Genomic DNA, 23,448 nt, shown 5'->3' with positions numbered 1-23,448 from the left:
TTTTTAGCGTCTGAGCACTGGGCGGCGTCGCTCGGTCCTCAGCCGAGCGACGCCGAAAACTTCAGGCAGGGATCGGGAACCTGCCCAAAATGTAGTCGGCCGCTTTCTGCGCTTGCGCGGCGGCGCGAACGACGAGCCGGCGATCATCGCGAAGCTTCTTGAGGCACCCGGCGACGTACGCCGCTTGATTCTCGATGACGCCGGGCGAGATTCCCGATTCGGCGCAAAGATATGCTGCTCCCATTTCGGCGACCAGTTCTTCTGTGGAATAGACGGGCGAGCCAAACGGCGCGACTTCGAGGATCGATTCGCGCGCAAGCCGCGTCTCGTGGCCGACGCTGTGGATCAGTTCATGAAAAGCGGTCGCGTAATATTCCTCGGCGGAAGTGAAAAGCTCCAGCGGCGGCAGCGTCACGCGATCGGTAACCGGACTGTAAAAGGCCTTCGACCCGGCATGCACGATTTCCGGCGCGTTCGGCATGCAGCCGATGATCTCCGCACACGCGGTAATCGGTTCGTGGTGATGCGTCTCGATCTTCGGGAGCTTCTCAAGGATCGCGGACGGCATTTCGCATTGTTCCAGATTGAAGATCCGGTAGTACCTGAGCAGAAATCGCCGGTTGTTTTTGTGCTCGCTCTCCTCTGAGTCGATCTCTTCGCTGCTCTGCTCGGTGTCGTCGACCTTCCAGAAAGTCACAATCGTGCTCTCCTCGCCTTTCCGGATTGATCCGCCAAGCTGGTTTGCCTGGCGCATCGTCAGCCAGAAGGGCGATACGAATTTCGACGCCGAAAGCAAAAAGTGGTTGATGCCTAGATACGGCTTCTTGGTGATCAGATTGCGCGGCAATCCCGTCGAGGTCCACGGCCGGCGCCACGGCACCACGCCGCTTTCCAGCAGGTTGATGACCTTCTCCGTCACGATTGCGTAAACGTCCATCGTCCCATGCCTCCTCGCTCAGTAGCCGTCTTCGTCGATCCGATCGGCGGCGAAGGCGCGCGCCGCGTCCTCGCCGTGGCCGCATCGGGAACCGAATAGGGTTCGATCTTCGGGGTAGTAGAACGCGCGTTCGCCCGGAGTTATCGGCACGTCACAGCCGGGCTTGGCGCATTTGGCCGGATACCTGGCGGTGATCCACTTGGGATCGCATTTGAACCTGCGTCGCATCGTTGGTCCTCCTTTGGCTTCGCCCGCTTCCGCGTAAGCGGCAGGGCGCTGTCTGCTTTCGTCCCCGCGCCATTTTTCAGGCGGCTCTCTCACCCCGAACTGGAGAGCCGCACGCGGATTTCTAGATGCGCGCAGCGGAGCGCTGCACGGACGTGACAAACGAAGTGGTCGGTGAGAGCCGATGGCGCGGACGTGCTAACGGAGCAAGCGCCACCACTGAGAGGGGCGGCGAAGCGGAGACGCGGGCCGAGTCAGGCGAGGTTACGGGATGGGCGCGAGCGGCGCAGCTTGCGAAGCCCGAGCGAGCGTTTCACAGCGCAGCCGGCGTGAACAGAAGCCGTGGTGCACTAGTCTTTCCGGGATAATCGCTAAGGAGAGGATGCGATGGAATTGCGGAAGATAAGTTTCATCAGCTACGGCCAGTTCATAGACGAAAAGTTTGAGATCGACCCGGCGGTTGCGGTTATGGTAGGGCGGAAGGAACACCGGCTATATTGGGCTGCCGGATCATCCTTTCGAGCAGTGCGTTCACGATGGCGTGATCTCAAGTGGAAGTCTTGGGATGGCGTCTGGTTACCAGTGGGAGCGCGCTGAGATGCCAATGACATACTAAGATGTCTGCGCCGCACCACGGTTGAGTAAAGTCTCCGCATTTGCGTTGTGTTCTTTCGCGGACCAGCTGCTAGGCGGTGAGTCGCGCAAAATACAATTCACCCGGATTGGCTCGGGCTGGTTCGTCGCGTGAATGAACCAGTTACGATCCGGTTTCCGTGCGAGGCCGGCGCGCAACCTTAACATTTGGAGCAGTGCGCCCTCTGACCTGACGTTCATACCGCGCCCGCTCACGCTCAGCGCGTTCCTTCCCATGCGTCTTTCGGTAAACTCGGCTCGCCATCTTGTTAGCGCAGCGATGGCCGCAATATTTCTGGTTCTTCCGTTTCGCCAAAAATACCCTCAAGCACTCGGGCTCCTCACACCGCTGGATTCTGAGAGCAGCCTCAACATCCTCGTAGAGGTCGTCCAGCGCCACGCGTAGAACGGCGTCCTCTAGATTCGCGTCGCGATAGCTCAAAGCTCTTCCGCCCTCGGAGCCGAGTTTCCCCGCATCGAGAACGATGTTGCCGCCCGAATAATCGGCCCGGAAACACTTCCGATCCGCAACCGCGCCAAGCAACGCAGCCACTCTATCAATGATGGCCTGAAGTCGAGCAGGGGCCTTCTCCAAGCCCCGTACTTCCGCGTTGAGCGGTTCGTCGGGTTCGAGATCGAGCCACTGCCGTAATTCGTAAATCAGGTTTGGCAGGTCGCCGGGGCGGCCCTTGGCTAGTGAACCAGCATTGACGCGCGAGAGGTCCACAAGCCACGGCAGGATTCGCTCCTTCTTCATGGCTTCGGGGCGTTCGGTAGCTGTGACGTCCTTCGCCGCTTTCGATTTTCGTGAAACGGTCATTCGCAGGCAATCGTATCAAATGCTCTTACCGGCCGCAAATTCTCTTACGAGATGAATGTTATCTGGCCATACAATAGTGTTGATTCCATATTGCGCCGCCCAGCCGACCACGTAAGATGTGAATCGAGAAATGGGGGCGAACATGAAAACGATGCTGCTGCTGCTCGCTGCCACGGTTCTGGCGGCGCCAACGCTGGCTAGCGCCCAATACCTGGGTCAGGAAAGCGGTTACACAATCATCACACCTGGGGAGCCTCCAACTTTTGTGAACCCCACTTACAACGGCGGCTACACCGAGATTACGCCCGGCGAGCCGCCCACCTTTATAAACCGCAACTTAAACGGCGGTTACACCGCTATCACCCCCGGGGAGCCTCCGACGTTCATCAACTCGACGATCCCCTCGGCTCCAAGCGCACCAATATTTGGCGAAGATGACGGCGCCGATAACTGAGGCTCCTGATCTTTGTTGAGCGCCCAAGGGCTGACCATGAAAAGACCGGATTCCTTTCAGACCATTCCAGACGATCTCGTTGTACGGCTGCACGTGCTGCCACAGCGCGAGCAGCGCTACGACACCGAGGGGGACTGGCTGTGGGCGGACAACACCTTGGAAGTCCGAATAAGTCGCGAAGTGGGCGAGGAGGATCCGCGTTACGGCATGCTCATGTTTGTTCACGAACTCGTGGAAGCCTTGCTCTGCCGGAGCATGGGCGTGACCGCTGCCCAGGTGGACTCCTTCGATCTGCTTCATCAAGGGGACGGCGAGCCCGGCGAGCTTCGATCCGCCCCGTACCACGGGCAGCACATGGCTGCCCAGGCAGCGGAGCGAGCGTTGGCTGACCAACTGGCCGTCGACTGGAAGAGGTATCTCGGAAGATAGGCGCAAGGACGGTCAGTCTGACGATCGTGTCCTGGATGTCAATTCGAAGTTCGGAAATCAAATTCTCGAATGGGGAGAAAGACAATGAGAGATGGTTTGTACAGGGTCCAATTTCACACTCAACTCGGCATCGGCGCCGGCGTGGTTTTGCTTCAGGGAAGCAAGCTCCGAGGCGGTGATTCGCGCAACTTTTACATTGGCACCTATGCTGAAAGCGGAACCCGCGTTACCGCTCAGGTGACGACGGACAAGCACACCGACATGCCGGGTCTGGCTTCCGTTTTCGGAGCGGATCCTGCGCACATCAGCCTTGCAGGAACCGTCAAAGGCGATTCCGCAGAAATGACGGGCACGGCCGCTGAAGCACCCGGCATCAGCTTCCGAGCAACACTCACCAGGATCGCCGACTGACCCAAATCCCCAGTTAAACCACGACATGACACCACGAGAAGAATATCAAGCCGCCTACGAAGCGGCCCGCCGCGCGAGAGCTCGCGTCGAGAAGTTGCTTGAATTGGCCCATCCCGAGGTTCTTAAGGAAGCCGCTGGGTGGAGACAGGGAGATGTTTCCTTAGTCGGACCGGCCAACACATGGCGGGCCTGCGGCGCATACAAATTCTTCGATTCGCGCACCCATCCTCAAAAACATGAAATTGGTGAAGCGATTTCAGCCTGGTATCACGCTATGTCAATGGCCGAAATCAAGTGGGGCGGTTTCCGTTTCGCCGAACCGCGGGCGACGGATTTGCCTGATCCTGACTCCTTGGCCCTGTAAGGCGCTCGCAACCAGTCCCGCCCTCGTCCGCCGACCCATCAAGCATCCAAGCTATGGCAAGAAAGCACACGCGGTGCCTCTTCGCAGCACTGACCGTTATAGCTTCTCTGGTTTCCCCCGGCTGTTCACCAGTCATGGAAGCAACCAGGCCTACGCCCGTGGATACGTCCCAATTCGCAGTCGGAGAAAGTAGAGTTCAAGTTGTAGAGGCCATCGGCGCGCCGACCGCCAACGTAAAGAACGGCGACCAATCCTGCGACGTTTACAAGCTCTACACCCGTGGTCCGGGTGGCGTCGGTAAGGGGGTCATAGCCGCCGGCGAGGGCGCGGTAGACGTAGTTACACTCGGCCTGGCAGAAGTCTTATTTACTCCGCTGGAAGCCGGCACCAGGAATGCCAAACACACCGTAACCTTCTGCTACGACAAAGACGAGAAGCTGGTGTCCTTCAATGACGCGCCGCCGGAGTGATGGAGCGAAGACACACGCTGCGCCACTATGTGAGGGTCTTACGTCGACTATTGGATGAGCTACCCCTTCACCCGTTCAATCGAAGCGTACGCGACCACTAACGGCTGTGAAGCGGAGATGTCGTGAGGACGATCAAGGGGGAGGAGCCGAACGGACCGCCAGCGCAAAACCTCTACGCGCGTCTCACGCGCAGCGCCGCGGTGGATTTAAGCGATGGAAATGGTCGTCGAGAGATGGTCAGGTGGGCTTGTTCCCGTATTGGGAACGATGCTAGAGTGCTTTCGGTGCGGGTGATTGCGCGGAGGACGCTCACGCGGTTCGTCGAATCGCTGAAGGAACAGAAGGGGCAAAGGGCGGTCAAGGCAGCCTTGGACGCCTGGTTTCACGAAGTCGAGCGGGCGCGATGGCGAAACTCGGTGGAAGTGAAGCAGAGCTACGCGACCGCCAGCATCGTGAGCGCTGACCGCGTGGTGTTCAACGTCAAAGGGAACGATTACCGGTTGGTTGCGGCGATCGATTACGTGCGTCAGATCGTGTTCATCAAGTGGATCGGGACCCACGCGGACTGCGACAGGATTGACGCAAGGAGGGTTCAGTATGGAGATTAAGCCGATTCGCAATGACGCCGACCACGAGGCGGCGCTGCGCGAGATCGAACGGCTATGGGGCGCGAAGGAAGGGACGCCGGAAGGGGATCGCCTGGATGTGCTGGCGACGCTGGTAGAGGCGTACGAAGAGAAGCATTTCCCGATGGACGCGCCTGATCCGATAGAGGCGATCAAGTTCCGACTCGAGCAGCAGGGACTAGATCATCGCGCGCTTGTCGGCGTGATCGGCGGTCGCAGCCGCGTTTACGAGGTGATGCACCGTAAGCGGCGTCTGTCGCTTGAGATGATCCGACGGCTCAACCAACGTTTCGGTATTCCTGTCGAGGTGCTCATCCGCCCAATTCGGGCGCAACGTCGCCGCCGCGCCGCGTAAGCAGTGTGAGACCCAGCGCGGTGTTTGGGACTTGAAAGGGGCGAGCCTTGAGGCTAGCGATTGCATCGAGGCTGAGAGCTTATAGGAGGTAGCGTAAGAGCGCCGCGGGACGTATCAACGCGTACTGGTGGCGGTTAGTCAGACGCCATAACGCTTTAGCGCCACCGCACCTTGGGGGAGTTAAACGTGAAACTCGAAGAGCGAGTGCAGCGTGATCGAAGCAACGGCGCGAGGGTTCAGGCAGCTGCCCGGAGCGGTTTAGCCGTCAACGGTCAACGACCGCCGAGCATCAAGACCGTCGCTGAGGAAGAAGAGCTCTGGCGACGCCGTATTGCGTACAGGAGTGGACGTCTGGAGTCTCTGAGGGCGATCGCGAATACGGGGTTTCAAGCAATGGTGGAGGCGGTTGCAGAGGTCGCGGATCGAAAGCGGGGGTCTAGATCAGTACAGAGCCTCTGGTATGCGAACACGAACGCCACGAGTAACGAGGTTTTGGACGGAATAGACGTTGTGGCGTGGAGCCATCCTGGGCTCCAAATCGCTCTCACCGGGGAATTGGGAGAGGAGGAGGATGTACCGAAGCTTGGTTATACGCTGCTCAGCGTGACACCTCTTGCCCGGGCGAAGTTCACGTCAATCGCGCCCTCGATCAGTGGGCTTTATGAACCCGGCGGAGCGCTTGGCGCACCGGAAGGTGAAAGAGCTGGGCGGAGACTTAAGGCCGTCAAGCTCGACATGACCAGGGACCAAGTGCAGGCGTTCATCAGCCGCATGAATGGTCTAATGATTGTGACCGGAGCACCGGGGAGCGGGAAAACAACCGTAGCGCTCCAGAGAGTACGTTTTCTGTACGATCAACAGGATCTCCGAACCGGTTCGAACCTAGTCCGGTACTCGCCGGAACTCACAAAAATATTTTTGGCGAACCGTAATCTCATCGCCTACACGAAGGCATTGTTGTCGGTTGACTTGAAGATTCCTCAGTCAGTCGTTGAGTTTGTACCGGGTTTTTCGAGCGATTATCTGGCGTTCATCTGGCGAGAGAAAAATGGTGCGCGGCCGCGCTCACGAAAGCTGCAGCAGCTCGAACAAAAGGGTCGGCAGGCAGTGTTTGGCTTGGCAACGGCGCAGGATCTCAGCGGATGCTGGCGGGAATACGAGGCGCAGATTTCCGAGCGACTGAAGTCCGCGCAGAATGCAGATTGGGTATCTTTGATTCCAAAGAGGCTGGATGACGCGCGCAAGCTGGGCGACGAGTTGGCTCGGGCTTTGGTGGAGACCGCCAATGTGAGCCGTCCTGCCGAAGCGCCTCTCCTCTCGAAGCTCAGAATGGATGAAGTATTCACCAGGGTTCAACGACAATATGAACCCGCCCGGATGGCGCTGCAGGGAAGATTGCGAGACCGCTTCGATGTGGTTTTCGCGCAATGGCTCTATTGGGCCTACGATCCCATGGAACCTCTAGCGAAGTACTTTTGCGCCAAGCGTTCGGATGCAAAGCTCCGGATGCGGAAGGGGACCGGCGCTAGAGCACACGAAGAGGAAACGTTCGAATCGATGGAGAGAGACTGGACCAACCGCGTTTACGGGCCCGAGGAGATCCCCTGGCTCTGTTGGCTTCTTCGCCTTGCTCTTCCGGAGCAAGAAGATCCAAGGTCCCGATTCCGTGGCGTACCTTCCTGTCTGGGAATAATGGGTGGTGAACGGTGGACACATGTGGTCATTGACGAAGCTCAGGATCTGTCGGTCGCCGAAGCGTCCCTAATATCGTCGTTCGTTCACCCGGAAGGCGCATTGACGGTGGCAGCGGATTACCGTCAGATCGTTTCTCCGGTGCATGGTACGACCGCTTCTGACGCTCTGAAAGTTGCGTGTGCCTTACACGACAAGTCGGGAGCGACGTTCTATCCGTTTGCAAAGAACATGCGGCAGAGTCGTGAGATCGGGTTGTTCCTAAAAGCGTTTCATCAAGCCGCTTTTGGCGAAGTAGCGGGCTTCGAGATCTCCGACCGCTTCAGCGATGCTTTACCGCGGTTGATTGTGTGCCCGCGTGGAGAGTTCGCGCTCAGAATCCGGCAGCTGATGGCTGCATATGGGGCATCGCAAGCCGTCGAGTCATCCGCATTAATCCAGATTAACGAGGACGCTGAGGAAATGAACCGGCTGAGAGAGGCGCTGCGCAAGCAAGGCGTGCTGCTTGCGGAACCTTGGAAGGCGATGGTCGAGGGCCGAAAACTGATCACGTCCAGTGTCGAACGTGTAAAGGGCCTCGAATACGACGCGTGCATCATCCTAGGCCTCGAGGCCGTTTTGCGTTCCAGCCTGAATTTCGTCGTAAATCGAGCTTATGTGGCGCTGTCTCGACCATGCCGGAGACTCGTAATGATCTGCGAGGAATACCCGGAAATTCTTCGTCCGTTGGACGGCCTCTTTGAAGTCTGGGACTCAAGACCGTGAGAGTTTATGACAGCTGAAGGAACGGAGAAAATTGCCATCGCGAGGGAAGGAGGGGCTCTGTTCCCGCAGTTCGAGCGATTCGTATCAGAAACCCCCGCGCTCTCGACGGAAAAAGGGTCGCTAGCTGCGAAGTTGCCGAGAATCCTCGGCCAAGGAAAGACTCGCGCGACGGGATTAGATCTACCGCCGGCTCGGATTGAACGAATGGCAGAGTATGTGTCCTTGGTTCTGCCAAGCCGCTTTCAATTTCCTGACGCCGTGCGCGAAGAAATAGCGACGGTGAAGACCGAGCTCGACAGGACGTATGATGAGCTCGCCAAGCCGGAATCAATTCGCAAGATTGCCGTAGAGAGTCTTCGCTCGTTGGCGAATGTTCGGACCGGTTTCCAGGATAATCATTACTTTGCTGGAAGGCTAATACTTAGGTCATCAAAGAACGGGAGGGAATGGCGTTGGTGCCTGACGCCAGAGTACAACATTATTTCGAAAATCCCCGCAGACCCCGCTTACATCGTGAAGGCCTTTGCTACGGCCGAGCAGACGCTTCAACGACTGATCCTAAAAGCTGACGAATTCGAGTCTAAGCTAAGACTGGCGTGGCAGATGGCGAGGCACTTCTCGTCGACTGAGGATGTGCTGCTCATGGATGTGGCACGACTATTCAAGATAGCGCAACAGGGAGAGAGGTTCTGGCGATCGCCTCAAAGGCAGTTTTTTGTGGACGTACCAGACGCATCATTCATAGCCAACCTGTTGAATTGGAGGTCCAAGGGCAGTCCTGGAAGTTTTGAATTCGATTTCGTGCCAGCCACACTGAAGCAAGCACACGGCCCGCAGGCTAAAGCGTTTTTCATCCCTGTGAATCCGGAAGGCACACAAGTGCGGCCAATCATTTACATGCGCATAAAGACCAGGAGCCAATAGTGGGGGTATCCAACGATGGTCGAAGCAACTTCACAGCAGGCGAAGAACATTCGGAGTCAATTACTAAACGCACCAGTAGCTCCCGGCTTTTACTCGCATCTCATTAACGTTGGGACAGACGATATATTGGACGCTCTTGAGCGAAATTACTTTCACGGCGAACTGGCGGACGGTATCGGCTGTTTCAAGTTCTTGGAAGGGGATTACGGAAGCGGGAAGACTCAGTTCATCAATAGTCTGGCTCGCCGCGCGATCGATAATGATATCGTCGTGGCCATCGTATCAATCGGACAAGAGTGTCCTTTCAATTCTCCATTGGCCATCTTCAGTGCCGTGATGTCCTCTTTCGCCGTTCCAAACGTTGACGCCACACCTGGGAATCCTCCCAAGGGGATCGAGATTCTCCTTCGAGACTGGATACGCCGAAAACTGGCTGAAATGGGAATCGGACAAGGCGCACACGTTCCGGAACAGGCTCGACGGCAAGTTGAGCGTGTGTTTGACGAGTTATGGCTGGGCGCGCCTGATCCTCAAGCAGCCGCCGGTCTTCGTGCCCTCGGCAAGCGGCTGGTCGCCGCGGAGTGTGGTGGGAGCTCGTCGGTGGCGGATAGCGAGTTGATCGCTTGGGTTAGGGGTCAACCCATCAGGTCCAAGGCGTTGAAGGACGCGTACGGACTGCACGACCCGGCTAAAGATGAGAACGCATTTAGGCGAATGAGGACGGTCATTGGCTTCCTGCGCCAAAGGATGGGATATCGCGGTTTTTTAATCGCGTTCGATGAAGGGGGTCGCATCATCTCGTTTAGGAGGGGCACGGTCAAGCAGCGTCAGGCGATCGAGAACATGCTAACGATGATCAATGAGAACGCTGAAGGTGGATTCGGGGGTGTTATGTTCCTCTACGCAGCGACCCCAGATTTCAGAAGCGACACCATCAGATCGTATACCGCTCTTAACGATCGCATCGGTTCGGTCCCGTTTTTACCAGGCAGCCCCCAAACGCCGCTGATTGTTCTTGAGCGCCTGCAGTCCGACGAGATGTTGATGCAATTGGGCTCACGCTTGATGGACATCTTCGCAAAAGCGGACGGTATTGGCTGGCGGGAGGAACTACAGAGGGCAAACATGCAACTCTTGATCCACACCGAGAAGGTTGTCGAAACATTACTGGAAGTCCCGCCACGCCTTTTTGTGTACCATTGTTGCGCCCTCCTAGCAGACCAACGACAGTTGGAAAGAGAGTTGACGGTGCAACAGATGCAGGAGTTCGTGCGAACTCACAAATTGCCAGAGACCGACGACGAAGCACAACAACCAGCATAGAGATGCCATCTTGCGAGGAAGCAGATGGAAGATTTCGCAGAAGGCGACCCGGTCGAGCATCCTGAATATGGTTACGGACGCATCGCATCGGTTCTCGGTAGGCAAGCCGTTGTGGACTTCAACGGAGCAGCGATCACCGTTTCGACAGATCAGTTGATCCGAAGGGGCGTCGAACGCGCGAAGGTGGTTTCACATCAGGCGAGCTCGCCAAGCCTTCGAATCCCCTTCCGGAGAGCGTTTGAGGCGGTGAACCTCGGTGTGGTACCGCCGGACGGAGCTGCTCTAGAAGAGCTGACTATCGAGGGAGCAGCCACTACCTCGGCAATCCGGAGTTGGCTCGCCAGGGCGAATAGCGACGGCCTGTGCAAAGCGGCATTTGGCTACTACGGTGCAGGAAAGTCTCACTTCCTTCATCTTGCGAAGCTAACCGCGCTCGACTCGGGTTGGGCGGTCGCGTACTTAGAATTTGACCCGAAAGCGGCGGACCCGGCTAAGCCTCACCTCGTATATCAAGCCTTAATGTCAAATCTCGAGCTTCCTCAACGCGCCGGTGGGCGCGGGGCGGAAGGATTCCTTGGATTCATCCGCGAAGTGAGGGAGCATTGGGAGCGAGTGCGGGATCTTCGGCTGTTCCGTGCATCACCATGGTTCTCCCGCGCGTTTGAGGTGCTTCAATACTATCCCCACGGAGAAGATCCGGATTACCTCAACGCGTGCGCGTGGCTAGCCGGTGACAGCGGAGCACTCGGCGCAATTCGCAAGTTAGCACGCGACCAGGGTCTAAGGCCCGCCTTGGTGCCGATGATGCCGCGAATCCGAGAGACGGCCGAAATCTACTGTATGCACCTGTCGGTCGTTGCAGAAGTCTGCAGGGTTCTCGGCTATGGTGGTTTGCTGCTTATTCTCGATGAGGCTGAACACGTACGAAACTACAACGTTCGTCGGCAGGACCGCGCTAACAACTTTTTCGACATATTGGCCCGCTGTGCGCATCGTCCGCGGCCCGATGATCCCCAGCCGGTCCTCAACGACCATGGATTATCGTTACCGGACTTTTGGCGGAAAGGCCCACACTTCGGCCTCCTGGTCGGACTGACCCAAGGCGACACGTTTTCAGATCCGAATATGTCGCTGCGAGAGGCGTGTGCGTTCCTGTTCAGCGAAGATGACAAAATTGATTTGCAACCCCCAAAACCTTCGGAGTATGAGAGATGGGCGCTAGCTCTGTTCGAGAAGTTTTATAGCTTTTATCCCGAACGTTCTGAGCTGCTTTCTGAAGCTGGGAACAGAAATGTCCTCGCTGTCACGCTGCGCGAGGAGTTTGAAAGGCAGCCGCCTGCGGAGAGATCGCTCAGAATCTGGGTAAAGCTGGCCTGTCTCGTGCCAAGCATCCTGATGGTGCGCAAGGTGCGTGACCTCTCAGAGTTAGTGGAGGTAACACGAAGGGCTGCCGTGGAGGCGACCAGAGGCGCGCTTCCGTGGGAAGATGAGCTCTGACATCAGCCAATTGATCCCAGATGCCATGCCTGTGTTCTTCAGGCGGCGTCGCCCTTGGCCGATGCAGTCGGCGATCATATCTGAGTTAGTCCGCGGGAGGGACGCACTGCTATGCGCGCCAACCGCCTCGGGTAAAACGGAGGCCGCAATAGCCGGGTTATACCAGAGGCACGTATCGTTTCGTCGTCCGTCGCTGTCGGTGGTCTGGGTAGCGCCCACGCGCGCGCTCGTCAACGACATCTATGCGCGGCTGAGCGAGCATGTCGCAGAGCGTGCTCCTGACGTCATCCGAAGATACACGGGCGATCGACACGAGATCGGTAAGGTGGAGTCCTGTTTCGCTCTCGTTGCAACACCAGAAGCGCTCGATTCTTTGCAGCTGACGCGGCCAGAACTGCTTGCCAGAATCCGCGCTGTGGTTATTGATGAAGCTCACCTGTTGCATGGCACCGCCCGTGGTCAACAGTTACGGCACGTAATAGGCCGAATTCGAGCAAGAAGTCGCATACCGTCGGATGAGCGTGATCGCTTCCAGCAGATCGCGATGACCGCGACGTTGCGACATGCGTCGTTGGTCAGAGACGCTTGGCTGGCACGAGAAGCGAAAATTTTTGAGTTTCAAGGGACACGGCAAATCCAATTCGAATGTTTGACAATCGATGGAAGCAACAAGAGTCCCCGCGCTCAAAGGGAAGCCGACGCGATCGCCCGATGGTTAAGCGAGACAGGGACTCGGAAGGTACTGATTTTCGGCAATAGTCGAAATCGCACGCACAGTCTCGCGCTGGCGCTTCATGACCGTCTCTCCGGCAGTAGGTGGCCGCTGTATCTGCACATCGGAATACTCTCGCGGGCGCAACGCGAGACGGTCGAAGCGAGCATGAAGGCCAAAGCATATGGCGTCTGTGTCGCTACCTCTACTCTGGAGGTAGGGATTGATATCGGCGATATAGACGCGGTCTTGCTTGCAGATGTCCCCACGTCGGTGAACTCATTCCTGCAAAGAGTTGGCCGTGGTAATCGTCGTTCGGAGACCTGTCACGTCCTCGGGCTGGATTCTGAACCAGGCTCCGCCGAACTCTACGCGGCACTTTTGGACTGTGCTCGGAATGGCGAACTGGACGATTGGCATGACTATGATCGAGCCGCAGTCAGATTCCAGCAGGTTCTCAGCATGGCGTGGATGGCAGCTAGATCCGGAATCAGACTCACCCCGAGAAAGATCGAGATGCTCTGCGGGAATGGGGATCATGAAGCCGTCATACGCGATATGTTGTCAGTCGGTCATTTGCGAAATATCCGCGGCACATTAATACCGTCGGACGCTCTGATGGACGAAGGTGATGCGCGCCGTATTCATTCTGTAATTGCGGCCGACCGGAACACGCGCGTGGTGGACGTCAAGACTGGCGAGGAAGTCGCATTGGCGGGCGACACGCTCGAAGAGGGCGCGGTGTTCTTTGCGGGAACGAAGATGCAGCGGGTAGTTGGACGAGAGGGAAGCGGAGTATACGTCACCGGTGTTAGTAGTGAAAAAGAGCCTCTGGCGGTGCTACCTTCCGCTCGCGGCGGATTCGGTGGCCCCTCGCGAAACTTGATGTGGGCAGTTGCGAGACGGCGAGGCTATGATCCGAAGAAATGGATTCGGAAGGATAGGAAGCTTCTTACTTGGGGCGGCACAACGTTCAATCTCTTGATTGCATCAGTACTTGAGGAAAATAGCATCGCTAGGAACGTCGCATCTGACGAGTACGCTATTCACTTAGACATAGCGCTAACACCGGAGAAGGTCGAAGCATTGCTGCGTGAGAGTCAAGCTCGAAACGCGTTGCCGTTGTCGATCGCTCGCAAGTTCCATGAACCGACGAGATATTTTCGACGGTTAAGCAGCGATGTCCAGGCGGCGGAGTTGCGCGCATCAGTGCCGTATCAGTCCGCCATGAGGTGGCTCCGAGAATGTCGGTCGGCTGACACCGAACCCGTGTAAAAGAGTCGCGTCTAAGCACAGAGAGAGCTCCGTGGCATGGCCGATCACTGCTGTGGCCGCACCTTGCCGCGCCTCACGACATGGATCATGAAATTCCTAGTATTACGCAAGATGTCAAAAGCCTGTTCCTCGTCGTAATCACGCTCGACATGCATGGTTGAGTTGCGCCATGCGTTTTTCACGATTCGAAGATAGGCCAGAATCTCCGCATCCTCAGTGTTTCGAGGGTCGAGCTTTGGCTCGATGAAAGCGATGATTTCGCCCCAGTTTCTGGATTCAAACGGAGCACCTATCTTTTCGGCGAACGCCTTCATTACGATTTCTAGCGCTCGCATCAAATGAAATACGCAAGACGTGTTGCGCTCGAACGCGTAGCAGCGGGTGGCCTCGGACAGCTCTTTGTTTGCTGCAGGGAATGCGGACGTAATCTCGATCGGAAAGAACGACGGATATTCTTTCAGAAATTCCAATTTCGAGGGTGCTACGCAATAAAAGCGCGGCTCGGCGAGTTCATCTTGCAGGCGATGAAGGCATTCGTGAAGATGTCTGCTGAGCTCCTCTGCGGAGGAAGGCTGGGAATTGCGGTACATGTTGCTGAGTCTGTCGAATAATGTAGCTGTGAACGTGAGGTGTGAGTTACGGCATTCCGTCGCGAGCTGCGAGAGTTTCAGCGATAGATCAGGTACGAAGAAATAATGCTGGTTTGGATCGCGGCCAGTGCACGCCGATTCAAGTGCTCTGAATGCACTCAAAATGACGTCGATTCGGAAACGAATCATGCCGAATGTCGCCCCGTCCTGTGGATCGCGGATCGCTCAACTCGGTTGCTCGGTTTGGGATTCTCCACAGGTGTGGACTGGTTAGAGATCCCTTCGCGCCCTTGAGTATATGACGCTAAGACAGCTTTGGATCCGAGATGGGCGCGGAGAAGGGCACGAAAGACGCGGCCGTGGTTCGGTATCCTGAGGTGGAGCAGCTCGTGGACGACAACTTCGGCGCGGAACTGGGCGGGCTGACGCAGCAGTTCGCGGTTGAAGCTGACCCTGCCGGCGGATGAACAGCTTGCCCATTTCCGCGTCATCGGAACAATCCGCAACGCCTGCGGCTCGACCTTGAGCCGCCGCGCCCAAGCGTGGACCTCGGCTTTGAACAGGTCCGCGGGTACAGCCTCCTCAAGGGGTTGCCAGTTACCGGTCATGATTCCCGCCGCCTCAGCATCGCGAGCAAGCGCTCGACGAAACCCGTCACGTCTTCCACCTTCGCTTTGATCAGCGCCTTGTAAAGCGATGCCCGAACCTCGCGCTCCTGTTCGGGAGCTGTGCGCCAGTGCGGATAGCGCCCGAAGGTTGCAGCACCCGCTCGCGCCACCTCTTCCGCCTCGGCCACGCCATCGCGCTTGAGCAGCCAGAAAATGGTGAAGGCTTCGCTCGGAAGATCGCTTCGCTCCCGCGTCTGCTCCGCTTCGGCACACTCTCTTACAAGTCTCGTAAGCGCGTCCAGCGCTTCGTGCGTCGTTGCCTGACGTTCCTCGAAACTGAGCGCGACCTGCGCCGCACGTTCTCCGATTGGGATTAGATGCGGCGCTCTGACGCCCTCCTGCTCGACCAAATCGTGAATGGCTTTCACGAGATTAAAGATCTTCACGGTATCGGACCGATTCTCGCCGGCAATCTTTTCGAGTGCTTCTGCGTTCAGTTCGACGGGTTTGTCCAAAGATTCGATACCGCCGCCCCTCGTGTGCTCCTGGACCAGCGCAGCCGTCTTGCGAAGGAAACTCCGATCCACAGGAACGCCCGGTTCGTAGGCGTTTCGCAGAATTCGGTAGATGTCAGTCAGACGCTCGTAGTCGGTGAGGTAGTCTCGGAGAAATGGGTCTGGCGAGAGGATTTCGTAGAGCTCCTGCAGTTCGCGGTAGTACGAATAGAAGGCATGGCGCAGTTCGCGATCGCGGAAATGTTCCAGCAACGCCTCGACTGCCTTGTCGCCAGCCTTGCCCGCCGCAATTGGTAGGTAGTCCCGCCTGCCCTCCGTCATCAACTCCTCGAAGCGGCGCTTGAGAACATCGAGGCCCTCGATTACGCCGGCAACGTCCTCAGAATCGAAGGCAAGCGCCTTTTCGAGCTTGTCAAAGATGCCGACAAAGTCGAGGACGAATCCCGCCGTCTTGCGCCGTCCCTGATTGTCTTCGTACGGGCGGTTGACGCGCGCGATCGCCTGCAACAGCACGTGGTCCCGCATCGGTTTGTCGAGGTACATGCAATATAGGATCGGCGCGTCGAAGCCGGTCAGCAGCTTCTCAGTGACGATCAGGATTTTGGGCACGCCGTCGGGTTTGTTAAACGCTTCGCGTACTCGCTTTTCCGCATCCTCCGAGAGGTTGAACTGCTTCAGCTCCTCTCGGTCATGTGCGCCGACGCTGATGACGACCTGAGAGTAGTCCGCCGGCAGATGCTTATCGAGCGCCGCCTTGTACATCGCGCATCCTTCGCGATCCGGCGCAACGACTAACGCCTTGTAACCCATCGGTTCCACGGTTTCGCGGAAATGGCGTGCGATGAATCCCGCGACCTCTTCGACACGCTCGCGGTTCTTGAGCATGTTCTTGAGGGTTACCGCCCGGTCCAGAACCCGGTTCAGTTCTTCCACGTCGCTGACGCCCTCAAGCTCGCTCAGGTTAAGGAACTCCCGCTCCAAAGTTTCGCGATCCGGCAGCAGCTCGTTCGGCGCGAGCTGGTAGTGCAGCGGCACCGTCGTGCCGTCCTGGATCGACTCGCGGATCGAGTACTTGTCGAGGTAACCCTTGGGGTCGTCGGTGCCGAAGACCTTGAACGTCCCTTTCCCGTGTGCTGTCTGGTCGATCGGCGTCCCGGTCAAGCCGATATAAGTGGCATTCGGCAGCGCGCCCATCAGGTAGTTCCCGAGGTCGCCGCCGGTCGTGCGATGGGCCTCATCGACTAGCACAAAGATATTCGCGCGCTCGTTGATGCGGGCGGGAATGTCGTCGAACTTGTGGATGGTCGAGACTATAAGTCCGCGCTGATCCGAACGCAGCAGTTCAGCCAGATGCCGCTTGGTCTGTGTCACCTCGACGTTGCTGAAACCGACCTCGCGCAGATTGGCGAAGAGCTGAGCTTCAAGCTCGTTGCGATCGACCAGCATCAGGACAGTGGGATTCTCGAACGCCGGATCTTCGATCAGACGGCGTGCGACCGTTATCATCGTGTAGGTTTTGCCCGATCCCTGCGTATGCCAGATGAGACCGCGCCGGCGCTCCGGGTCGAGCGCGCGCCGAATCACCCGCTCTTCCGCCCGCATCTGATGCGGCCGCAGCACGACTTTCGAAAGCTGGTCGTCCCTGCGCGTAAAGAGAATGAACTCGGTCAGTACGCGCAAGATTCGGCGCGGGGCCACGAACGCTTTTACCAGGGTCTCGAAGTCGCCGGCCGCCTCGTCGCGCCAGTCGTAAAGGTCCTTGCGAGAGAGCCGCCAAGTGGCGCCATAGGAGAATCCGACAATATGCGTGACGCCGAACAATTGCTCGACAGCCATCAACTCCGGCGCTTCCCGATGGTATCGACCTATCTGTTCATGCGCTTTTTGGATCCCCTCCTTCTCCTTTGCGGCTTTGGTCTCGATATCCAGCACTGGCACGCCGTTAACAAAGAAGACGATGTCTCCACGAATCTCGTAGGTGCCATTGGTAAAGGTCAGCTCGTCCGTGACATGAAACTCGTTTTCCTCGACCCTGACGGGATCGAGGAGACGCACATTGCGCTCACGCTTTTCGTCCTCGACAAAAACCGTCTTGAGGCCCTTTAGATACTCCCAGGCTTGCAGATTGCCATGAACGTTGGGCGGGATTCGCACGAGCGCCTTGACGATCTGCTCCGCGCGGGTCACATCCACGAAGGCGGGATTGAGCCGTTGAAGCTGGCGAATCAAAACGTCATGCAGGACGATTCCCGTTTCGCCGCGCCGCATCCGAACCGCATCATCGGGCGATATGTATTTCCAACCCGCTTCCACGGCATAGCGGATAAGCGGATTTTGCACCGCGCTCTTTTCAGCTCCGATCGCCATCGCTTGCCGTTGTCTCCGCACTTCTCTCCGTGCCGCGTACGCGTCGCCGACCGCTCATCAGGTCGCGCAGGAGCGTTTGAAACAGGCTAGAAAGCGTCCACGAGAGGCACCTGTCCGCGTCCAACTTCCCGTCCACGGCGTCGAGCGATGCGACGATACGTTCTTGTTCGCTGGAAGTTGGAATTGGGAAAGCTAATGCCTGCAGGTCTTTTTTGTTGATCTGGGGCAAGGTGGCATCGTCCGTGATGCTACGCAGGTCAAAGTTTTCCAGCCAAGCAAGCAGATACTTAGGCACGACATTGGAGCCGGGACAGAGAGCTATTAAGTTCGGGTCAAGTAGAGATGGTTGGCCGGTCAGCCTCTTCTTGTTGGTCGCGATTGCGGCGCCTCTTTTTGGAAACACCACGGAACCGGTGGGGACGTAGCTAAGCTTGCTGAGCGAGTCTGTGGTCAAGCGTGCCTCTGAAGCCGCTCGCGTCACTACTCGCGAGTTAGCTAAATCGTTCAGATCTGAAACCTTAAGGAAGAGAAGTCGTTCCGCACCGGTCGGATATTTTGTTGGGAAAGCCGAGGTGCCGGTTCTGATTTCAGCCACATCGGGATCGCCAAGCCTCCCAATCGTCCAATGAGCCGGGGCCGCTCCCATGGGTGTTTCCTGCAACTCGACTTGGCTCATGCTCGCGAGTGGCCCGGGACCGTAAGTAAAAAGGTGGCGCAGCAGCGATTTCTTGAGTTCGCGGGTGGCGGCGATGACCTTTTCGGTCGCCTCCTTGGCGCGCTGGATCGTCCGCAATACCCGCGCAATCGCCCGCTGCTCCTCCAGCGGCGGCAACGGCAAAACGAGTCGACCAATGTCGTCGCGCGGTATCCCCTTGATCGTCGTGCCCCTCTTCGCACCGTCGATCCAGCGTCGAATGCTATCCAGCTTGAGCGCGAACGCTATGTAATCAGCGATTGCAGCGTCGGCTTTGACGACGACCGCAGTTAGGTCCTGGTTGATCGCAACCGCGAACGGCGTCACAACGCATTTTCCCACGCCAACGCGAGTTCCAATTAGAAGACTACCAGCTGGCGCGATCCTCGTTGAGGATTCCCTTAATGCAATCTCTGAAATCGAGCGTTGATACCCGGAGAGTACGGTGTCAGATTCCGCGATCACAGCGCTCGTAGTCCAAGGAATTTGCCCTCCCCAATACTTAGGATTCTTCGTGGACGGCGTACCTCCCCCAAACATCTCAATGGCAACATCCCTTAAGCGAGCAAACCGCCAGCCGCCCGGTAACTCCCGGTCGTCGCCAGACTCACGCGCGCAGACGAGCTCGCCATCAGGCATTGCGCAGGCCTCCGAGCCCAAGCTCCTTCAACACGGCTTCCAACTCCCGATCGGCGGTAGCGCGCTCCTCTTCGGCTTCGCGCAACAGCACCATCGCCTCCTCCAGTGGCAGCACGTCATCCTTGCCATTTAGGGTGACATAACGGCTCGGCGACAGGTTGTAGTCGTTGCGCGCGGCTTCGTCCCTGGAAATTATCGCCGCGAGACCCTCCTTGGCCGTCCACGAATGGTAAACACCGGCGATCTCGCCAACGTGCTCCTCCGTCAGCGCGTTCTTGGGACGGCCCTTGCTGAATAACTTCGAAGCGTTGATGAGAGCGATCTCGCCGGGGCGCCGCTTCGCCCGGTTGATCACCATCACGATTCCCGGCGCAGGCGTGTTGTAGAAGAGATTTTCCGGCAAAAGCGTCACAGCCTCGATAAGGTCGCGCTCGATGAACGCCTTGCGAATGTCTCGCTCGCGGTTCGACCCCTGATTCCCGCTGCCGCGACTGACCGCGCCTGTGTCGAGCACGACCGCCATCCGGCCCCGGTCGTTTAGGGACGCGAACATGTGCTGAACCCACCCCCAATCCGCAGTCGAAGCGGGCGGCTTCCCAAATCCAAACCTGCCGTAAAGATCGTTATCGTAAGTGTCGGCGGAAAAATCCTGGTTCCACATTGGGTTGGCAGCGACAAGATCGAACCGACGAAGGCTCCCGTCCTCGCTTGTAAAAGCGGGCCGCGTCATCGTGTCGCCGATTGCGATTTCCGCGCTCATGTCATGAATCGCCGCGTTCATCTTCGCCATCGCGAACGTCGCCGCGTTGATTTCCTGACCGTAGAGCCGGAGCGGCGCAACCTCGGGCGGAAGCTTGAGGCGCCCGTTCTTGCGGACGCCGTGCGCTTCCAGCAGCCGCAGATGCGACTTGATGAGCAGGCCGCCGGAGCCGCAGCACGGGTCGTAAACGGTCATCCCCGGCTCGGGTTCCAGCAGGCGCGCAATCAGGATGGCCACTTCGCGCGGGGTGTAGAACTCGCCCGCGCTCTGACCCTGGCCTTCGGCAAACTTCCGGATCAGGTACTCGTAGGCCCGGCCGAGGATGTCGGGCTCTACGTCGTCCAGGCCGAGGCGATGCTGTGAAAGGACCTGTACCAGCGCCGCCAGGCGGCCGTCATCGATGATCCGTTGACCGGCGGTGGAGGCGTTGAAATCAACGGAGTCGATCACGCCGGCCAAGGCTGGATTTTCGCGCGCAACCGCCCGGACCGCATCCGTGAGGTATTCGCCGAGGCCCGCGGTGCGGCGCGCAACTTCCGGCCATCGGTAGTCGGCAGGAATGTAGCACCGAACCAGCTTGTGGTCGCGATCGATAAGCTTGAGCGCTTCCTTTTCGCTCCCGAATTCCTGGGCGTAGTGGCGCAGTTCGTCCTCGAAAACGTCGGACAGGCGCTTAAGGAAGATCAGGGGCAGGATGTAGTCCTTGAACTTCGGCGCGTCGAGCGGCCCGCGAATCTTGCACGCCGCGTCCCAGAGCCACGACTCCAACGCCGGGACATCGAGCACCCTGATACCTGCCGACATACTCCATTGACCTCCCCCACTCAACTTGTTCCCAAAAAGAAGCATCGCGCGGACGATCTTGCAATCCGTCCGGCCGCAATTGTGCCCAGCCGTTGCCGTTCGGATTCTGCTGGGAGATCAGAGCCGAAGGGCGTTGCAGTACGCGATGCCGCCAATGGCGGAGGCGCTCCAGGCTCCTGGCGTGGTAAGTAAAGATTCCTGCGGTGTCGCGAGGCGAAGTTTCAAGCGCGAGTAGCCGGGTCCGCCGTGCAGGGCTCGGAGGACTTCGGCGACAACATAGGTTGCGGCGACGGCGCCGACGAACGGGACCGCAACCGGTTTGCCGGCAAGCAGCACTCGCCCGCACTCATCGTCGCTGCTGAGCTCATCGTAGATCCCGCTTTCCTTAGCGATGCGCTCGGCGTTGAGGGCGTCATTTCGGTCGACCGGCCATAACTCCTTCGCCGACCGGGCGCTCGGCAGCGTTTGCACGTTGAGCGTGTCGAAGTTGCTGGCGAGCGCTCCAAGGCCGCAGTCGGCGACCATCGCAAAGTTTGCGGTCCACAGCGCGCGGCGAGCCTCATTGGAATCGAAACCGCAGATGGCAAGTTGGGGCTCCTCCGCTTGACAGCGGAAATCCGGGCGGAATTTGCGCTCTACAATCGTCGTGTTGAATCCAAGCGATTCGAGCCAGCGCGAACAGACGCGAGTCTTGAATTGTCTGATGTCTCCTTTCCTTAAAAGCATGCCTGTTTCCAGGTTGGCGGGCTCGATTGCGTCAAAATCGTTCAGGATGATGTTTGTGGATTGCAGCTGGGCGTATGGAAGAGTGGCGAGCGCCCAAAGGTAGGCTTGCCCCAAGTGGCCCAAGCCGAGAATCCACATTTGCGTCGGCAGGAATTCAACCGGAATTCCCAATGCTTCCGATTCCTTCGTATCGAGGTCTGGCCGCCACAACGAAAGCGCAATCGCCCGTCGCGAAGCGTCAACCGCGACCTGCGCGAACGACAAGAAAGCTTCCGACACGGCCACCGCGCCGGCCAGAATGCCGGCGAGCGTGCAAAATTGTCGTTCCGGTAGGCGACGCACTTGCGTCGAAGGGCCAACTGCTGCGACCCAGCCGTCGAAAGTGAGGCGGAGCGCGTCATCGGGCCCAGCGATGTCGCCAAAAAGCATCCGGTGTTGCGCTTCGTCAACACGCCATTTTTCGCGGAAGGCGTGGTGTCCCACTATGGGCGCGAGAGCGCGTCTGATCGATCGCCCAGCTGCAGGAAACACCAGCGCGGGCGTGGCCTCCGTTCCATGGTCGATTTCAACCTGTACAGCTCCGGGGAAGCACCGGCTCGCGAGGTTGGCCGTGGCGTGCTCCCCGAAAACTGCGCCGATTTGAGGTAGAGTCCGTCGCCTGAAAAGGAGACGGGCGATGAAAGGGAGCCGCTTCAGCGAGGAGCAGATCATCGGGGTGCTGCGCGAGCACGAGGCCGGCGCGAGGACCGAGGAGGTGTGCCGGCGGCACGGGATCTCAAGCGCGACCTTCTACAAGTGGAAGGCGAAGTACGGCGGCATGGACGTCTCGGATGCGAAGCGTCTCAAGGCGTTGGAGGATGAGAACCGCCGGCTGAAGAAGCTGCTTGCCGAGTCGCTGCTCGACAACGCGGCGCTCAAGGACCTGCTTGGAAAAAACGCCTGAAGCCTGCCGCGCGGAGAGCGGCGGTGGCGAGGATGATGGAGCGCCACGGGCTGAGCCAGAGGCGTGCGTGCAGGCTGGCGGGGCTGGATCGTTCGACGCTGCGCTATCAGCGCAAGCGGCCGGACGACTCGGCACTTAGACAACGACTACGCGAGCTCGCCGCGGAGCGACGACGGTTCGGGTATCGGCGCTTAGGGTGGATGCTAGCGCGCGAGGGACACCCGATGAACCACAAGAAGTTGTACCGGCTGTACCGCGAGGAGCGCTTGATGGTGCGTCGGCGCAGGGGGCGCAAGCGCGCACTGGGAACCAGGGCGCCGATGACACTGCCGATCAGGATCAACTACCGGTGGTCGCTCGACTTCGTGTCCGACACGCTAAGCGACGGCCGCCGCTTCCGCATCCTGTGCATCGTCGACGACTACAGCCGCGAGTGCCTGGCCACGGTGGTCGACACCTCGCTCGGCGGGGTGCGCGTGGTGCGCGAGCTGGAGCGACTCGCGACTGAGCGGGCCCTGCCGCAGGTCGTAGTCAGCGATAACGGGACCGAGCTCACCAGCGGCGCGGTGTTGCGCTGGGCCACCGGACGACTCGAGTGGCACTACATCGAACCGGGCAAGCCGGTGCAGAACGCCTTCATCGAGAGCTTCAACAGCCGGCTGCGCGACGAGTGCCTCAACGAGCACGTGTTCCTGAGCCTGGCGGAAGCGCGCGAGACCATCGAGGCGTGGCGGCTCGACTACAACCACCGCCGCCCGCACTCGAGCCTCGGCGCCTTGACGCCGGCCGAGTTCGCAGCGCTAAAAGAACGGGAAGTACAAACGCCCCAGGAGGGCGAAACAACCGACCGACTCTACTTATGAATGGCGGGAAAATGGGGGGCAGGCCAA

22 protein-coding genes are annotated in these 23,448 nt (G+C 58.5%); 14 read left to right on the top strand and 8 right to left on the bottom strand.

What is annotated here, in order from left to right; genetic code table 11:
* Positions 1-61 precede the first annotated feature (61 nt).
* From VFB33_11640 to VFB33_11630, 3 genes are all read right to left on the bottom strand, one after another.
* The gene (locus VFB33_11640) at positions 62-937 is read right to left on the bottom strand and encodes a zincin-like metallopeptidase domain-containing protein (GenBank protein HZO82336.1); all 876 of its coding nucleotides are present in this window, start codon (positions 935-937) and stop codon (positions 62-64) included.
* A gap of 18 nt (positions 938-955) precedes the next feature.
* Positions 956-1,165 (bottom strand): hypothetical protein, encoded by a 210-nt coding sequence (locus VFB33_11635; GenBank protein HZO82335.1) that lies wholly within the window; start codon positions 1,163-1,165, stop codon positions 956-958.
* A gap of 754 nt (positions 1,166-1,919) precedes the next feature.
* Entirely contained in the window at positions 1,920-2,615 is a 696-nt protein-coding gene (locus tag VFB33_11630) for a CGNR zinc finger domain-containing protein (protein HZO82334.1), read from the bottom strand.
* Positions 2,616-2,757: 142 nt separating this feature from the next.
* Between VFB33_11630 and VFB33_11625 the strand changes: the two genes are divergently transcribed.
* The 12 genes from VFB33_11625 (at position 2,758) to VFB33_11570 (ending at position 13,912) form a co-directional block, all read left to right on the top strand.
* Positions 2,758-3,069: a hypothetical protein gene (locus VFB33_11625; protein HZO82333.1), complete on the top strand. Its 312-nt coding sequence runs from the start codon at positions 2,758-2,760 to the stop codon at positions 3,067-3,069.
* Between the two features lie 15 nt (positions 3,070-3,084).
* Entirely contained in the window at positions 3,085-3,498 is a 414-nt protein-coding gene (locus VFB33_11620) for a hypothetical protein (protein ID HZO82332.1), read from the top strand.
* 84 nt (positions 3,499-3,582) lie between these two features.
* The gene (locus tag VFB33_11615; GenBank protein HZO82331.1) at positions 3,583-3,909 is read left to right on the top strand and encodes a GrlR family regulatory protein; all 327 of its coding nucleotides are present in this window, start codon (positions 3,583-3,585) and stop codon (positions 3,907-3,909) included.
* A 25-nt stretch (positions 3,910-3,934) separates the two neighbouring features.
* Positions 3,935-4,273 carry a hypothetical protein gene (locus VFB33_11610; protein ID HZO82330.1) on the top strand — a complete coding sequence of 113 codons (339 nt, stop codon included), beginning with the start codon at positions 3,935-3,937 and terminating at the stop codon, positions 4,271-4,273.
* Positions 4,274-4,326: 53 nt separating this feature from the next.
* Entirely contained in the window at positions 4,327-4,743 is a 417-nt protein-coding gene (locus VFB33_11605; protein ID HZO82329.1) for a hypothetical protein, read from the top strand.
* A gap of 122 nt (positions 4,744-4,865) precedes the next feature.
* A complete protein-coding gene (locus VFB33_11600) occupies positions 4,866-5,351 on the top strand; it encodes a type II toxin-antitoxin system HigB family toxin (GenBank protein ID HZO82328.1) in 486 nt (161 codons plus the stop codon).
* Positions 5,341-5,724, top strand: a complete 384-nt coding sequence (locus VFB33_11595; GenBank protein HZO82327.1) for a transcriptional regulator — start codon at positions 5,341-5,343, stop codon at positions 5,722-5,724. The genes VFB33_11600 and VFB33_11595 overlap by 11 nt, the downstream gene beginning before the upstream one ends.
* Before the next feature lie 186 nt (positions 5,725-5,910).
* On the top strand, positions 5,911-8,181 hold the full coding sequence (locus VFB33_11590) for a hypothetical protein (protein ID HZO82326.1): 2,271 nt from the start codon (positions 5,911-5,913) through the stop codon (positions 8,179-8,181).
* A gap of 204 nt (positions 8,182-8,385) precedes the next feature.
* The gene (locus VFB33_11585) at positions 8,386-9,105 is read left to right on the top strand and encodes a hypothetical protein (protein ID HZO82325.1); all 720 of its coding nucleotides are present in this window, start codon (positions 8,386-8,388) and stop codon (positions 9,103-9,105) included.
* Between the two features lie 15 nt (positions 9,106-9,120).
* Positions 9,121-10,428 (top strand): BREX system ATP-binding domain-containing protein, encoded by a 1,308-nt coding sequence (locus VFB33_11580; GenBank protein ID HZO82324.1) that lies wholly within the window; start codon positions 9,121-9,123, stop codon positions 10,426-10,428.
* Between the two features lie 24 nt (positions 10,429-10,452).
* Entirely contained in the window at positions 10,453-11,925 is a 1,473-nt protein-coding gene (locus VFB33_11575) for a BREX system ATP-binding domain-containing protein (protein HZO82323.1), read from the top strand.
* Positions 11,915-13,912: a DEAD/DEAH box helicase gene (locus VFB33_11570; GenBank protein ID HZO82322.1), complete on the top strand. Its 1,998-nt coding sequence runs from the start codon at positions 11,915-11,917 to the stop codon at positions 13,910-13,912. Before VFB33_11575 ends, VFB33_11570 begins: the two co-directional genes overlap by 11 nt.
* Positions 13,913-13,956: 44 nt before the next feature.
* Here VFB33_11570 and VFB33_11565 read toward each other — a convergent pair whose 3' ends face one another.
* Complete coding sequence (locus tag VFB33_11565; protein HZO82321.1) at positions 13,957-14,691, bottom strand: hypothetical protein; 735 nt, start codon at positions 14,689-14,691, stop codon at positions 13,957-13,959.
* 137 nt (positions 14,692-14,828) lie between these two features.
* Between VFB33_11565 and VFB33_11560 the strand changes: the two genes are divergently transcribed.
* Positions 14,829-14,969, top strand: coding sequence for a hypothetical protein (locus VFB33_11560; protein HZO82320.1), 141 nt, complete (start codon positions 14,829-14,831; stop codon positions 14,967-14,969).
* Between the two features lie 137 nt (positions 14,970-15,106).
* On the opposite strand, the gene VFB33_11555 is transcribed toward VFB33_11560, so the two are convergent.
* The 4 genes from VFB33_11555 to VFB33_11540 all read right to left on the bottom strand — a co-directional run bounded on the left by VFB33_11555 (position 15,107) and on the right by VFB33_11540 (position 22,044).
* Positions 15,107-17,992, bottom strand: coding sequence for an HsdR family type I site-specific deoxyribonuclease (locus VFB33_11555; protein ID HZO82319.1), 2,886 nt, complete (start codon positions 17,990-17,992; stop codon positions 15,107-15,109).
* Complete coding sequence (locus VFB33_11550; GenBank protein HZO82318.1) at positions 17,976-19,325, bottom strand: restriction endonuclease subunit S; 1,350 nt, start codon at positions 19,323-19,325, stop codon at positions 17,976-17,978. Before VFB33_11550 ends, VFB33_11555 begins: the two co-directional genes overlap by 17 nt.
* Complete coding sequence (locus VFB33_11545; protein ID HZO82317.1) at positions 19,318-20,889, bottom strand: class I SAM-dependent DNA methyltransferase; 1,572 nt, start codon at positions 20,887-20,889, stop codon at positions 19,318-19,320. The genes VFB33_11550 and VFB33_11545 overlap by 8 nt, the downstream gene beginning before the upstream one ends.
* 117 nt (positions 20,890-21,006) lie before the next feature.
* Entirely contained in the window at positions 21,007-22,044 is a 1,038-nt protein-coding gene (locus VFB33_11540; protein HZO82316.1) for a ThiF family adenylyltransferase, read from the bottom strand.
* A gap of 247 nt (positions 22,045-22,291) precedes the next feature.
* Between VFB33_11540 and VFB33_11535 the strand changes: the two genes are divergently transcribed.
* Positions 22,292-23,421, top strand: a protein-coding gene (locus VFB33_11535; protein HZO82315.1) for an IS3 family transposase whose coding sequence is annotated in 2 segments (ribosomal slippage) — positions 22,292-22,553 and positions 22,553-23,421 — 1,131 coding nt in all. Because the reading frame shifts where the segments join, the coding sequence is not laid out codon by codon here.
* The last annotated feature ends 27 nt before the right edge of the window (positions 23,422-23,448 follow it).

Source organism: Candidatus Binataceae bacterium (genome assembly GCA_035650475.1).
Classification (GTDB): domain Bacteria; phylum Desulfobacterota; class Binatia; order Binatales; family Binataceae; genus JAKAVN01.
This window is presented reverse-complemented; position numbering and strand designations above follow the sequence as displayed.